The following is a 13,598-nucleotide window of genomic DNA, read 5'->3' on the forward strand; positions in this document are numbered from 1 at the left end:
GACCGCCGAGAAGGCGTTCTCCGACCTGAGGAAAGCGGGGGTGGTGGTCAGTCACCTGAGGCGTGACGTGCTGGTGCCGGACCTGGCCGGTTTGCGCAAGTTCGCGGGTATCTGACGCCAGTCCGCAGGAGTGCGGCATTGACGCCGATGCCGTATCCCACAGTGCCCCTGCGCGCCCGACCGGGCGCCGCAGCGCCGTCCGCACCGCACGAAAGGCCGAGCCAATGAGCCTCCAGCGCAGTCTGCTGGTCTGTTGTGACCTGAGGAGCTACGGGTCGGCCGACGACCGGCTCCAGCGCGAGTTGCAGGAGCTGCTGGTGCGCAGCCTGGACCGGGCCGGCGAGGCCGCCGGCCTGGACCGGTCGACGTGGGCGCGGCAGCCCAAGGGCGACGAGGAGTGGGCCGTGCTGCCCGCGGGCACGCCGGACCACCTGGTGGTCGACCGGTACGTGCGCGCGCTGGACGCCGAGCTGGCGTCGGTCAACGCCTACCGGGTGCCGCACGCCCGGTTGCGGCTGCGCATGGCCGTCCACTTCGGCGCCGCGACCGAGGGCGCCAACGGTTACCCCGGGCAGGACGCGGTGCTGGTCAGCAGGCTGATGGACAGCGCGGCCGCCCGCGCCGCCCTGGAGCAGACCGACGCCGACCTGGTCGTGGTGCTGTCCGACCTGGTCTTCACGTCGGTGGTGGCGGCCGGGTACACGACGCTGCGCCCCGAGGACTTCCGCGAGGTCGAGGTGCGGGTGAAGACCTTCACCGGGCGCGGTCGGCTGTGGATCCCCGGCGGTGACGCGCACGCCCTGCGCCTCGACCTCGACGGGGGCGTCGCCGCCGACGGGTCTGCCGCCGGGTCTGCCTCCGGGTCTGCCGCCGCGTCGGGTCCGTCGTCGGTGACGCAGCACGCCACCGCCTCCGGCGGCTCGACGGTCGTCCAGGCCGGGCGGGACGCGCACGTGCCCAGCCAGCACGCCGAGGTCATCCAGAACTTCGAGCGCAACGACCAGCGCGGGTCGAGCTTCGGGCCGGTCGTCCGCGGGAGGGAGAAGGGGTAGTGGCGGTGCGCGAGGAACCGCTGCGGCTGCTCGCGGGCGCGGCCGCGGGCGCGCTGGCCGGCGCCGCGGACACCGAGCTGTGGGCGCAGCTGCGGGTGCGCATGGCGGCGGTCCTCGCACCCCAGCTGACCGAGCTGGTCAGCGACCGGATGGACGCGGCGCGGCAGCGGCTGGTGGCCGTGCCGCGGGTGCGGCTGGAGCTGGCGCGGGCCGAGTTCACCACCGAGTGGCGCGGTTCGATCCACGCCATGCTGTGGCAGCGCCCGGAGGCCGCGGGGCCCCTGCGCGCGGTGCTGCACGAGGTCAGCCCCGGCCTGCCGCGCCCGGCGGCCGAGGTCGCCGGGGAGTGAGCGGCGCGGCGGACCCGGCCGCGTTCCGAGTTCCGCGCTCCGAGTTCCGCGTCCCGGACCGGCGTCACAGGTAGCGAATTTGTTTCACCTTTCCGGCCCGTGCCTCGTCGTGCGCGGCCGTGATCCCCGGTCGGTGCGCGACCTCGGGCACGCCCACCTCCCACCACGCGCCCGCCTCGGTCCACCTCGCCGGGTCCGTGCGGACCACCACCACGGCCGGGCGGTGCTCGGTCAGGGCCACCCGCCTGGCGTCGCGGTAAGCGCGTTCGAGGTCGGCGAGGCCCGTCGCGCGGAACGTGGCGCAGCCCAGCGCGGCGGCGTGCGCGGCGAGGTCCGCGCGGGGCGGGTTGGCGTGCCTGGTCGCCACGTCGTCGTAGAGGTTGTTGAAGCCCGCGCCACCGTGACCGGTCTGGAGGCGGTGGATGACGGCATAGCCGTCGTTGTCGCAGACGACCGCGACGAAGCCGTGGCCGGCGAAGGCCGCCGAGAACAGCTCCGAGTTGAGCATCAGGTACGAGCCGTCACCCAGGAGGGTGGTCACCGCGCCATCCGACCGGGCGATCGCCGCGCCCCACGCCCCGGCCAGCTCGTACCCCATGCAGCTGAACCCGTACTCGACGTCCATGGTCGCCTCGCCGACCGCGCGCCAGCCGCCGACCAGCTCGCCGGGCAGGCCGCCGGACGCGGTCAGCACGTAGTCGGCCGGTTCGGACAGCTCGTTCACCACGCCCACCACCTGCGCGTAGGTCGGCATGTCGGCGGGTGCGTCGGCGGGTGAGTTGGTCGGCACGTCGGTCGGTGCGCGCAGCGTGTCGACATACGCGTCCCACTTCAGCCGTTCGTGTGCGGCCCTGGCCGCCCACACCTCGTCCGCGCGCCAGTCGCCCATCGCGTCGGTCAGCTCGCGCAACCCCTCGTCGGCGTCCGCGACCAGCTCCAGCGCGCCGTGCTTGACCGCGTCGAAGCGGGCGGCGTTGAGCGAGACCACGCGAACACCGGGCGTGAAGACCGTCCACGAACAGGTGGTGAAGTCCTGGAGCCGGGTGCCGACGGCGAGCACCACGTCCGCCTCGGCCGCCAAGGCGTTGGCGGAGGCCGAACCGGTGATGCCGAGCGGGCCGGCGTGCAGCGGGTGGTCGTGCGGGACGCAGGTGCGGCCGGCGGTCGTCTCCACGACCGGGACCGCGTGCCGCTCGGCGAAGCGGATCGCGCGACCGGCGGCGCGCGAGTAGCGGACACCGCCGCCGAGGACCAGCAGCGGTCGGCGCGCGGCGCGCAGGGCGTCGGCGGCCCCGGCGAGCGCGCGGGTGTCGGGGCGGGTGCGGAGCGGGCGGTGCACGACCGGCGCGAACAGGGAGTCGGGGAAGTCGAAGGCCTCGGCCTGCACGTCCTGCGGCAGCGCGAGGGTGACCGGGCCGCAGTCGGCGGGGTCGGTGAGGACGCGGGCCACGTGCGGGAGGGTGGCGAGCAGCTGCTCGGGGCGGGTGAGGCGGTCGAACCAGCGGCTGACCGGGCGGAACGCGTCGTTGGCGGTGGCGGCGGCGTCGTCGAAGCGCTCGACCTGCTGGAGGACCGGGTCGGGGGCGCGGGAGGCGAAGGTGTCGCCGGGCAGCAGCAGGAGCGGCAGGCGGTTGGCGTGGGCGACACCGGCGGCGGTGACCATGTTGAGCGCGCCGGGACCGATCGAGGAGGTGGCGACCCCGACCTGGCGGCGGTGGGTGGCCTTGCCGATCCCGACGGCGGCGAGGGCCATGCCCTGCTCGCTGTGGCCGCGCCAGACCGGGAGGTCGGATTCCTCCAGGGCGTTGCCGAGGCCGAGGACGTTGCCGTGGCCGAAGATCGCGAAGACGGCGGGGAAGAGCGGGGCCTCGGCGCCGTCGGCGAGTTCGGTGCGCTGGGCGGTGAGCCAGCGGACGAGGGCTTGAGCGGTGGTGAGCCTCATCGGACCTGCCCCTCCCCCGTCATCTCCCTGCTCCCTGCTCCTCCCCTACTTCCTGTTCCTGCCGCTCCCCTACTTCCTGCTTCTTCACGTCTTCCTGCTTCTTCACGTCTTCCCCCTTCCACTCCTCCTGCTTCCCCTCTTCCTCCTGCTTCTTCTGCGCTCGTGACGGGACAGCGGGGGTCCGGCTCCTGATCGGCCCAGGTGTCCCGGACCCAGGTGTGCGCGGGGTCGTCGCAGAAGGCCATGGAGCGCTGCCCGTTGGACCCGGCCAACACGTTCAGGTAATACATCGGGTAGCCGGGTGCGGCGACGCACGGTCCGTGGTAGCCGCGCGGGATGAGGAAGACGTCGCCGTCGCGCACGAGGACGTTCTCGTCAACCTCCCCGTCATCGGTGTAGGTGCGGTGGAACCCAAAACCTTCACGCGAAGGTGTGACCCCATCCCGACCGGCGATGCGGAAGTAGTAGATCTCCTCGTTGGCCACGTCGCAGGTCCGGTCGTGCTTGTGCGGTGGGTGGGACGACCAGTTGCCACCGGGGGTGATCAGCTCGCAGGCCATCAGGCGGTCGGCGTGGTCCCAGGCGCCGGGCACGCCGAAGTTCGTGACCTGGCGGGTGGCGTTGCCCGCGCCCCGGACCTCGACCGGGACGTCCTCGGCAGGCCCGTACCCGGGAGGGAGGCGGCGCTCGCACCGAGCCATCGGGACCGCGACCTCGACCCCGCCCTTCGCACTCACGCGAACGAGCGATTCCCTAGGAACATAAGCGAAATCCGTGACCCGGGTGAAAACCGACTCACGCCCCACCAACTCGAACCGCTCCCCGTCCACCTCGACCACGCAGCCACCCGAAAGGGGAAGCACAAAACCCTCAAATTCGCCCATCCGAAGGACGACAGACCCACCGGGGCGCAACACCAACACCCGCAACCCGGCCCGCTCCCACCCAGCAGCCGCCGGCATGAGCCGAACCGCGTCCTCCCCTTCCGCCAAAGTCCCCAATGGACGGTGCCAACCGCTGCCCATGCCCCACTCCCTCACGTCAAGCACCCGCCCCCACCCACAACCGCCGCTCACCCTCAACCGCCAACCCCACAACGGCAACACGGCTGATGAGCCAAAACACCCCCTGCCTGCGAACCTCGCCCCGGATTCGCATCCCGGATTTCGCAATGCCGCAAACAGCCAGGGCACCGCAGCCAGCCAGGCGGCGGTCAGCCTCGTGGGCAACCGGGCAGTGAGCCTCGCGGTCAGCCGGAGCGCCGAAAGGGGCCGGGGCCGGCGGGGTGCCCGTTGTGCGGCGTGTCGCGGGTGGGCGCTCTCGGCGGCGGCAGGGGCGCGGAGGTTCCGCCGGTGGCCGGGATGGCGGGGGGTGACCGGGTTGGCCGGGGCCGCGAGCACGACCGGGACGGCGGGGACGGCCGGGGTGACGGAGACGGCCGGGGGTGGTCGTGGTCGGCGGACGTGCTGGGTGGTTGGCGGGCCTCGATCTTCTCAACCGATGTTCGGTAACGGTGTTTCCGTACATCTTCGGTCGATGATCACCCGATCGTGTGAGCGAGTGGCCGGGGCGGTGATGATCTTGCCACAGGTTGGTCCTGTGCGCAGGAGAGGTTTCGTGCGCAGGACAGTTCTCGGGGAAGCGGTAGCTGGTGGGGGTGGTGGGGTGTCGGTTGGGTGGAGTGGCTGAAGGCGGAGCGGCCGGCGGCGGAGCGGCTGAGGGCTGAGCGGCTGGGGGCTGAGCGGCTGGGGGGTGCCGCTTCGATGACCGGTCCCCACCGGTGCGCGCCGTCACAGCAGGGCCTCGATCTCGGCCGCCCCGGGCATCGCGTCCGCGCACGCCAACCGCCCCGCCACCAGGGCCCCGGCGACGTTGGCGTAGCGAGCTGCCCGCACCGGGTCCCACCCCGCCAACAACCCGTGGGCCAGGGCGCCGCCGAACGCGTCACCCGCGCCCAGCCCGCACACCACCTCCACCCGGCACGGCGGCACGGTCCACATCCCCCGCCCGGTGGCGACGAGGACGCCCTCGGCGCCCATCTTGACCACCGCCAGCTCCACGCCGCGCGCCAGCAGCCTGCTCGCGGCGGCCGCCGGTTCGGCGGTGCCGACCGCCACCTCGACCTCGGTCCGGTTCCCCACCGCGACCGTCACGTGGTCGAGCAGCCGGCCGATCTCCCGGCGGGCCTCCTCGACCCCCGGCCAGAACGCCTGCCGGTAGTCCAGGTCCAGGACCGTGTGGGGGCGTCGTCCGCGCCGTTCCAACACCGCCCGCTGCGTGGTGCGCGACGGTTCCGCCGCCGCTCCCGTGCCCGTGACCCACAGCAGCGGCACGGTCGCGACCTCCTCCCACGGCACGTCGTCGGCCTCCAGCGCGAGGTCGGGGGCCAGCGGTTCGCGGTAGAACAGCAGGGGCGGGTCCTCCGGCGGGTCCAGGGCGCAGAACACGACCGGGGTCCGGAGCCCCGGCGCGGTGCCGACGAAGTCCGCTGACACCCCGAACCCCGTCAGGGCGGACCGGACGTAGGCGCCGAACCCGTCGTCGCCGACCTTGGTCAGCACGGCCGACCGCCGGCCCAGGCGGGAGGCCGCCACCGCCACGTTCGTGGCGGTCCCGCCCAGCGACTTGGCGAACGTCCGCACCTCGGCCAGCGGCACGCCGCTCTGCTCCGGGTACAGGTCGACGCCGACCCGGCCGACGGTCAGCACCTCCAGCGTCATCCGGTCACGCCCCGCAGCTCGTGCTCCAGCGCCTCCAGCTCGGCGCCGCCCGCCATCTGGCGGGTCAGCTCTTCCAGGGTGATGGCCGACTTCTCGTGCGTGCCGATCACCCGTCCCCGGCCGAGCAGCAGGAACCGGTCGCCGACCGGGTAGGCGTGGTGGGGGTTGTGGGTGATGAGGACGACCCCGAGCCCCCGGTCGCGGGCGCGGGCCACGTGCTTGAGCACCACGCCCGCCTGCTTCACGCCGAGCGCGGCGGTCGGCTCGTCGAGGATGAGCACCCTGGCGCCGAAGTGGATGGCCCGCGCGATCGCCACGCACTGCCGCTCGCCGCCGGAGAGGGTGCCGACCGGTTGCTCCACGTCGCGCAGCTCGATGCCCAGCTCGGCCAGCGCCGCCCGGGTCACGTCGCGGGCGCGCCGCCGGTCGAGGAAGCGGAACGGGCCGAGGCCGGTGGTGGGTTCGGCGCCGAGGAAGAAGTTGCGCCACACGCTCATGAGCGGGACCACGGCGAGGTCCTGGTGGACCGTGGCGATGCCGTGCCCCAGCGCGTCGCGCGGCGACGAGAACGCCACCGGCGCGCCGTCGACCAGGTACTCGCCGGTGTCGTGCCGGTGCACGCCGGACAGCACCTTGATCAGGGTGGACTTGCCCGCGCCGTTGTCGCCGAGCACGCAGGTGACCTCGCCCGCGCCGACCGCCGCCGACACGTCCCGCAGCGCGACGACGCTGCCGTACGCCTTGCCGATGCCGCGGACCTCCAGGAGTGGACTCACGGCCGCACCCTTTCCGCCCGCCGCCGCAGGGCGTTGTTGACGAGGACGGCCGCGAGGAGCATCACGCCGAGGAACAGCTGGAACCAGTCGGAGTTCCAGTTGGCGTAGACGATGCCCTGCCGGGCCATGCCGAAGATCAGCGCGCCGATCGCGGCGCCGACGGCGGAGCCGAAGCCGCCGGTGAGCAGGCACCCGCCGATCACCGCGGCGATGATGTACTGGAACTCCAGGCCGATGCCCTGGTTGGCCTGCACGCTGGTGAACCGCAGGATGTTGATCGTCCCGACGAGCCACGCGGCGAACGCGGTGGTCGTGAACAGCAGCACCTTCGTGCGGAGGACCGGCACGCCGGCCGCGCGCGCCGACCCGACCGAGCCGCCGACCGCGAACACCCGGTTGCCGAAGCGGGTGCGCAGCAGCACGACGGCGGCGACCGCGGTGAACAGCAGCCACCACAGGATCGACACCGGGAACGCGGCGCCGCCGACCGGGAACGTCGAGGCGAACAGGAACCCGGCGGAGGCGTAGCCGTCGGCCGAGCGCATCCCGGACACCTGCACGGTCCCGGTGACGAGCCTGGTCACGCCGAGGTTGAGGCCCTGGAGCGCGAGGAGCGTGCCGAGCGTGACGATGAAGCTGGGCAGGCCGGTGCGCACCACCAGCCACCCGTTGAGCGCGCCGACGGCCAGCGCGAACGCCAGCGACGCGAGCAGCGCGAGCCACGTGTTCCACCCGAGGCGGGTGGCGAGGACGGCGGTGACCAGGGCGGTCGACGCGGTGAGCACGCCGGCGGACAGGTCGAACTCGCCGCCGACCATGAGCAGCGCCACCGCGACCGCCATGATGCCGAGGGTGGACGCGTCGTCCAGCCACGTCGCCACGCCGGCGGTGCTGAGGAACCGCTCGGTCGCCACCGAGAAGAACGCGAAGACCAGCAGCGCGCCGAGGAGCGCGCCGACCTCGGGGCGCGCGACCAGCCGGGTCGCCGGTCCGGGCCGTTCGGCGCGGGGACCGCTCCCGGTGGCGGGGCCCTCGGTCACGGCGGCCATCAGCGGGTGCCGCGCTCGGCGTACTCGGCGACGCGGTCCACGTTGGACTCGTCGACGAAGCCGGGTCCGGTGAGCACGGGCCGTCCGCCGCCGACGGTGTTGGCGTTGTCGCGGTAGAGCTTGAGCATCACGATCGGCAGGTAGCCCTGCTGGTACTGCTGCTGGTCCACGGCGAAGAGCACGTCGCCCGCCTTGATCGCGCCGGTCACGTCGCCGTTGAGGTCGAACGTGGCGACCGCGGCGGTCGACGGCGCGCCCTTGACCGCGTTGACCGCCGACATGGCGACCTGCGGGTTCAGCGCGAGCACGGCGTCCACGGCGGTGTCGGTCTGGAGCGCGCCCTTGATGCGGGCCTCCACGTCGGTGGGGTTGTTGATGTCGACCTGGAGGGTGGCGACGTCGCCGCCGAACCCGGTCCGGGCGCCGTCGCAGCGCTGGTTGAGGCCGATGTTGCCGGCCTCGTGGATCACGCACAGCAGCTTGGCCTTGCCGGCTTCGCGCAGCCTGCGGCCCGCCTGCTCGCCCGCCACGTCCTCCTCCTGGCCGACGTGGGCGAGGGCGCCGAACCCGGTCGAGCGGGCGGAGCCGGAGTTGATGGTGATGACGGGGATGCCCGCGGCGACGGCCTTCTCGACGGAGGTCTTGAGCGCGTCGGGGTTGGCCATGGACACGACGATGCCGCCGACCCGCTGGGACACCGCGTTGTCGATCAGCGTGGCCTGCCGGCCGGGGTCGCCGTCGGAGTGGTAGTCGACGGCGACGCCGAGCTGTTCGCCGGCCGCGGTGGCGCCGTTCTTCACGACGTTCCAGAACGCGTCGCCCGCGGTGCCGTGGGAGATGACGGCGACGCGTAAGTCGCCGGTCGGGGCTTGGGCGCCGGTCGGGTCGTCGCCGGTGGAGGCGGTGGGTCCGCTGCACGCGGCCAGCAGGGCGAGGCCGGTGAGGGCGAGGGCCGTTCGGGCCGACTTCATCGGTGCTCCCGGGTGGTGGGCGGCTGAGTAGTGGGTGGCGGGGTGGTGGACTGCGGGGTGGCAGGCGGCTGGGCGGCAGGCGGCTTGGCTCGGGGTGGGGAGGCGGCGGGGGCAAGCAGGCGGGCGAGGTGGGTGAGGTGGGTGAGGCCGCGCGCGGTGTCCCGTGCCGGGCCGTCGGTCGGGTCGTCGTCGCCCAGCGCGGTGTCCTGCTCCAGGACCCACCAGCCGCGGTAGCCGGCGGCCGGCAGGAGCGCCACCAGGGACGCCACGTCCACGTCGCCGTCGCCCAGCGGCACGTACATCCCCTGCCGCACGGCGTCCGCGTAGCCCAGGTCGCCGCGGCGCACGGCGGCGGCGACGTCGGCCCGCACGTCCTTGAGGTGCACGTGCCCGATCCGCTCGGGGTGGCGGCGGGCCAGGTCGACCGGGTCCGCGCCGCCGATGAGCAGGTGGCCGGTGTCCAGGCACAGCGGCAGATCGGAGTCGGCGAGGAACCGCTCGACCTCGTCGGCGCGCTCGACGTGCGTGCCGACGTGCGGGTGCAGGGCGGTGCGCAGGCCCCGGGCGGCGGCCCGGTCGCGGATCGCGGCGGCGGTGTCGACGAGCGCGCGCCACTCGTGGTCGGTGAGGGTCGGGCGGCGGTCGTAGCCGTCGAGGCCGGTGGCGGCGGCCAGCACCAGGACCTCCGCGCCGGCCGCGGCCAGCAGCTCGACGGCCTCGTCCGCGGCGGACGGGTCGCCGGTGTGCAGGGGCGCGGCCAGGAAGCCGCCCACGAGCGCCAGGCCGTGACCGCTCAGCAGCTCCTCGATCGCCGCGGGGTCGGTGGGCAGGTAGCCGGGCGGGCCGAGTTCGGTGGCGCGCAGGCCGAGCGCGGCCATCTCGGACAGCACGGTCGCGGGGTCGGGCACGCGGCCCCAGCCGGGCACCTCGCACACACCCCACGAGATGGGCGCGCCGGCGATCCTCACCCGGTCACCCCCGTGCCCGCGCGCCGCGCGGACGCCACCCCCGCGCCGGCCGCCCCCGCGACCGCGGGCCGCACGGGTTGGCCGGTGCGGCGCGACCGCTCGCACGCCTCGGCGAGCGCCAGGCTGACCAGGCTGTCCCGCACCGGCGACGGGTTCTCCGCCGCGCCCGCCACCACCCGCGCGAACACCGCCACCTCGGCCAGGTAGGCGCGGTGGAAGCGCTCCGGGAAGCCGGGGTAGGCGTCGGCCGCCCTGGGCCCGTCGGGTTCCAGGGAGGTCAGGGGGGTGCGCGGGTCCAGGCCGACGGCCAGGCAGTCGCGGCTGCCCAGCACCTCGACGCGGTGGTCGTAGCCGACCGGGTCGTGCCTGCCGCCGGCGAGCACGGCGTGCGCGCCGCCCGCGAACCGCAGCACCGCCACGGCGTTGTCCACGTCGTCGGCGGCCGCGAACGCGGCGTCCACCAGCACCGACCCGGACGCGTACACCTCGGTCACGGGCTGCCCGACCAGCCACGGCGCCGCGTCCAGGTCGTGGATCAGCAGGTCGCGGAAGATGCCGCCGGACCGGGGCAGGTAGGCGGGGTCGGGTGGTCGGGCGTCGTTGGCCAGCGCCCGCACCAGGTAGACGTCGCCGACGTCGCCGGAGCGCACGCGCCGGCGCAGCTCCGCCACGGCCGGGTCGAAGCGGCGCTGGAACCCGACCAGCACCTCGACTCCGGAGGCCTCCACGTCGTCGACGAGCGCGCGCATCTCGTCCAGGTCGCTCGCGATCGGCTTCTCGCACAGGGTCGGCACGCCCGCCGCGACGGCCGCGCGCAGCAGCGCCGGGTGGGTGCTCGTGGGGGTGGCCAGCAGCACGCCGTCACAGAGGGTGAGCAACGTGTCGAGGTCGGGCGCGCACCTCGTGCCGGGCAGGGCGGTCGACACCCGTTCCGCGCGGCCGGGCAGCGGGTCGTGCAGCAGGACCTCGTCCACCTCGTCGAGGGTGGTCAGGTTGGTGGCGTGCATGGCGCCGATCCGGCCGACTCCGACAACTCCGATGCGCATCCGGGTGCCCTCCGTCCTGGCAGCCGAGGCTTGCCGTTAGAGCGCTCTATTGGTTGGAGCGCTCTAACGATGTAACGTGCGTCACACGGGTGTCAAGGCTGCGTCCCGCTCGCGACCGGGCCGAGGGAGGCGAACCCGTGGTCAGACCCACCATGGAGGACGTGGCCGCGCGGGCGGGCGTGTCCCGCGCGCTGGTGTCGCTGGTCATGCGGGGTTCACCGAGGGTGAGCGAGCAGCGGCGCGCCGCCGTGCTGAAGGCGGCCGAGGAGCTGGGGTACTCGCCGCACGCCATGGCGCGGTCGCTGGCCAGCCGCACCTCGCACCTGCTCGGCGTGATGGTGTCGGACCTGCACAACCCGTTCTTCGCGGAGGTCGTGGACGGGCTCGACGAGGTGGCCCGCGAACGGGGTTTCGACCTGATCGTCAACACCGGCGGGCGCGAGCCGGCCCGGGAGCGGCGGGCGCTGGCGAGCCTGCTGTCGTTCCGGCCGGCGGGCCTGGCGCTGCTGTCGCCGGTGGTGCCGTCGGCGGACATCGCCCGGGCCGCGGCCCAGGCGCCGGTGGTGCTGGTCGCCCGGTCGTCCCGGCTGGCCGCGGTGGACACGGTGAACGACGACGGCGAGCGCGGCATCACGCTGGCCGTGGACCACCTGGTGTCGCTGGGGCACCGGCGGATCGCCCACGTGGACGGCGGCGGGGGCGCCCAGGCCGGGCCGCGGCGGCGCGGCTACCTGGCCGCGATGGCCGCCCACGGCCTCGTGCCGCGCGTGGTGGCCGGCGAGTACACGGACGTGGCGGGCGCGCGGGCGGTGCGGGAGCTGCTGGCCGACCCGCCGACCGCGATCGTGTCGTGCAACGACTTCAACGCGGTCGGCGCGATCTCCGCGCTGGCGGAGGCGGGGCTGCGGGTGCCGCGGGACGTGTCGGTGGTCGGCTACGACAACACGTCGCTGGCCGCGCTGCGGCACGTCTCGCTGACAACGGTCGACCAGCCGCGCAACGAGTTCGGCAGGCTCGCCGCCGAGGCCCTGCTCCAGCGCGTGCGCGGCGAGCGGCAGGAGCCGGTGCGACACCTGCTGCGCCCGTCGCTGGTGGTCAGGGCCACCACCGGGCCGCCGCGCCGGTAGGGGTGCGGTCCGCCCGCCGAGCGCGGGCGGCGGGCGGACCGCGGCAGGGGTTCCCCGGTCCGGCTAGGCGTCCACCTTCGGCCGCTCCACCTCGGGCGACGGCCCGGCGGGCGGCGTTGGCCCCCTGGTCAGCCGCCGGACCAGCGGCCACGCCAGCAGCAGCGCCACGACCGCGTAGACGGAGATCGAGAACGGCGTGTTCACCAGGCCGGTCAGCGAGCCGTCCGACAGCTGGAGCGCCCGCCTCATCTGCTGCTCCGCGGCCGGGCCGAGGATGACGGCGATGATCGCGGGCAGCACCGGCAGCCCGTAGCGGCGCATCACGAAGCCGAGGACGCCGATCACGAACATCACGAGCAGGTCGAAGATGTCGGCGTTGACCGCGTATGCGCCGACGCCGGCGAAGAACAGGATCCCCGCGTACAGGTAGGGCCGCGGGATGCGCAGCAGCTTCGCCCACACCGGCGCGAGCGGCAGGTTCAGCACCAGCAGCAGGCACAGGCCGACGAACAGCGACGCGATCAGGCCCCACACCAGCTCGGGTTCCCGCTCGAACAGCAGCGGGCCGGGCTGGATGCCGTACTGCTGGAACGCCGCCAGCATCACCGCGGCCACCGCCGTGGTGGGCAGGCCCAGCGTCAGCATCGACACCAGCGTGCCCGCGGCGGACGCGCTGGCCGTCGCCTCCGGGCCCGCCACGCCCTCGATCGCGCCCTTGCCGAACTGGTCGCGGTGCTTCGACAGCCGCTTCTCCGCCACGTAGGACAGGAACGTGGGGATCTCCGCGCCGCCCGCGGGCACCGCGCCGAACGGGAACCCGATCAGCGGGCCCCGCAGCCACGGCTTCCACGAGCGCCGGAAGTCCTCGCGGCCCAGGAACGCGCGGCCGACCGGGATCGGCCGGTGCGGCTTGCGGCGCAGGTGCGCCGCCACCCACAGCGACTCGCCCACCGCGAACAGGGCGACCGCGACGACCACCACGTCCACGCCGTCGGCCAGGTGCAGCGAGCCGAACGTGAGCCGCTGCTGGCCGGTCATCTCGTCCAGCCCGACCAGGCCGATGGCCAGGCCGATGAGCAGCGACGCGAACCCGCGCACGCGGGACGCGCCGAGCACCGACGTGACCGCGATGAACGCCAGCACCATGATCGCGAAGAAGTCCGGCGCGCCGATGTCCACGGCCAGCGCCGCCACGGTCGGCGCGAGCAGCACCAGCAGCACCGTGCCGATGACGCCGCCGACGAAGTGGCCGATCGCGGCCGTCGCCAGCGCCTGCGCGCCGCGGCCCGCGCGGGCCATCGGGTTGCCGTCGATCGCCGCGACCACCGCCGCGCTCTCGCCCGGCGTGTTGAGCAGGATCGACGTGGTCGAGCCGCCGAACATGCCGCCGTAGTAGATGCCCGCGAACATGATGAACGCGCCGGTCGGCTCCAGGCCGTAGGTCACCGGCAGCAGCAGCGCCACCGCCATGGCCGGGCCGATGCCCGGCAGCACGCCGATCGCGGTGCCCAGCAGCACGCCCAGCGCCGCGAGCAGCAGGTGCGTCGGCGTGAGCGCGGTGGCGAACCCGCCGAGGAGGTTGGTCAACGAGTCCACG

Annotated in this window: 11 protein-coding genes and 1 pseudogene; 3 read left to right on the forward strand and 9 right to left on the reverse strand. The window is 74.2% G+C overall.

The window, feature by feature from the left end; translation table 11 throughout:
• The first annotated feature begins 224 nt into the window (after positions 1 to 224).
• Positions 225 to 1,052: a hypothetical protein gene (locus ABD223_RS42420; RefSeq protein ID WP_344043852.1), complete on the forward strand. Its 828-nt coding sequence runs from the start codon at positions 225 to 227 to the stop codon at positions 1,050 to 1,052.
• Positions 1,052 to 1,402, forward strand: a complete 351-nt coding sequence (locus tag ABD223_RS42425; protein WP_344043854.1) for a hypothetical protein — start codon at positions 1,052 to 1,054, stop codon at positions 1,400 to 1,402. Before ABD223_RS42420 ends, ABD223_RS42425 begins: the two co-directional genes overlap by 1 nt.
• 64 nt (positions 1,403 to 1,466) lie before the next feature.
• On the opposite strand, the gene iolD is transcribed toward ABD223_RS42425, so the two are convergent.
• The 8 genes and pseudogenes from iolD to ABD223_RS42465 all read right to left on the reverse strand — a co-directional run bounded on the left by iolD (position 1,467) and on the right by ABD223_RS42465 (position 10,874).
• Entirely contained in the window at positions 1,467 to 3,344 is a 1,878-nt protein-coding gene (iolD, locus tag ABD223_RS42430) for a 3D-(3,5/4)-trihydroxycyclohexane-1,2-dione acylhydrolase (decyclizing) (protein ID WP_344043856.1), read from the reverse strand.
• Positions 3,345 to 3,496: 152 nt separating this feature from the next.
• A pseudogene (iolB, locus tag ABD223_RS42435) lies at positions 3,497 to 4,369 on the reverse strand (5-deoxy-glucuronate isomerase); the annotation flags it as partial.
• Between the two features lie 765 nt (positions 4,370 to 5,134).
• Positions 5,135 to 6,064: a 5-dehydro-2-deoxygluconokinase gene (gene iolC / locus ABD223_RS42440; RefSeq protein WP_344043858.1), complete on the reverse strand. Its 930-nt coding sequence runs from the start codon at positions 6,062 to 6,064 to the stop codon at positions 5,135 to 5,137.
• Positions 6,061 to 6,840, reverse strand: a complete 780-nt coding sequence (locus ABD223_RS42445) for an ATP-binding cassette domain-containing protein (RefSeq protein WP_344043860.1) — start codon at positions 6,838 to 6,840, stop codon at positions 6,061 to 6,063. Before ABD223_RS42445 ends, iolC begins: the two co-directional genes overlap by 4 nt.
• On the reverse strand, positions 6,837 to 7,889 hold the full coding sequence (locus ABD223_RS42450; RefSeq protein WP_344043862.1) for an ABC transporter permease: 1,053 nt from the start codon (positions 7,887 to 7,889) through the stop codon (positions 6,837 to 6,839). Before ABD223_RS42450 ends, ABD223_RS42445 begins: the two co-directional genes overlap by 4 nt.
• Positions 7,889 to 8,860 carry a sugar ABC transporter substrate-binding protein gene (locus tag ABD223_RS42455; protein ID WP_344043864.1) on the reverse strand — a complete coding sequence of 324 codons (972 nt, stop codon included), beginning with the start codon at positions 8,858 to 8,860 and terminating at the stop codon, positions 7,889 to 7,891. The genes ABD223_RS42450 and ABD223_RS42455 overlap by 1 nt, the downstream gene beginning before the upstream one ends.
• The gene (locus ABD223_RS42460; protein ID WP_344043866.1) at positions 8,857 to 9,828 is read right to left on the reverse strand and encodes a TIM barrel protein; all 972 of its coding nucleotides are present in this window, start codon (positions 9,826 to 9,828) and stop codon (positions 8,857 to 8,859) included. The genes ABD223_RS42455 and ABD223_RS42460 overlap by 4 nt, the downstream gene beginning before the upstream one ends.
• Complete coding sequence (locus ABD223_RS42465) at positions 9,825 to 10,874, reverse strand: Gfo/Idh/MocA family protein (protein WP_344043868.1); 1,050 nt, start codon at positions 10,872 to 10,874, stop codon at positions 9,825 to 9,827. The genes ABD223_RS42460 and ABD223_RS42465 overlap by 4 nt, the downstream gene beginning before the upstream one ends.
• A 137-nt stretch (positions 10,875 to 11,011) precedes the next feature.
• Here ABD223_RS42465 and ABD223_RS42470 point away from each other — a divergent pair, with 137 nt between their 5' ends.
• Entirely contained in the window at positions 11,012 to 12,001 is a 990-nt protein-coding gene (locus ABD223_RS42470; RefSeq protein WP_344043870.1) for a LacI family DNA-binding transcriptional regulator, read from the forward strand.
• Between the two features lie 63 nt (positions 12,002 to 12,064).
• Here ABD223_RS42470 and ABD223_RS42475 read toward each other — a convergent pair whose 3' ends face one another.
• The gene (locus ABD223_RS42475) at positions 12,065 to 13,597 is read right to left on the reverse strand and encodes a tripartite tricarboxylate transporter permease (protein ID WP_344043872.1); all 1,533 of its coding nucleotides are present in this window, start codon (positions 13,595 to 13,597) and stop codon (positions 12,065 to 12,067) included.
• Between the last annotated feature and the right edge of the window lies 1 nt (position 13,598).

Source organism: Saccharothrix xinjiangensis (assembly GCF_039527585.1).
GTDB lineage: Bacteria > Actinomycetota > Actinomycetes > Mycobacteriales > Pseudonocardiaceae > Actinosynnema > Actinosynnema xinjiangensis.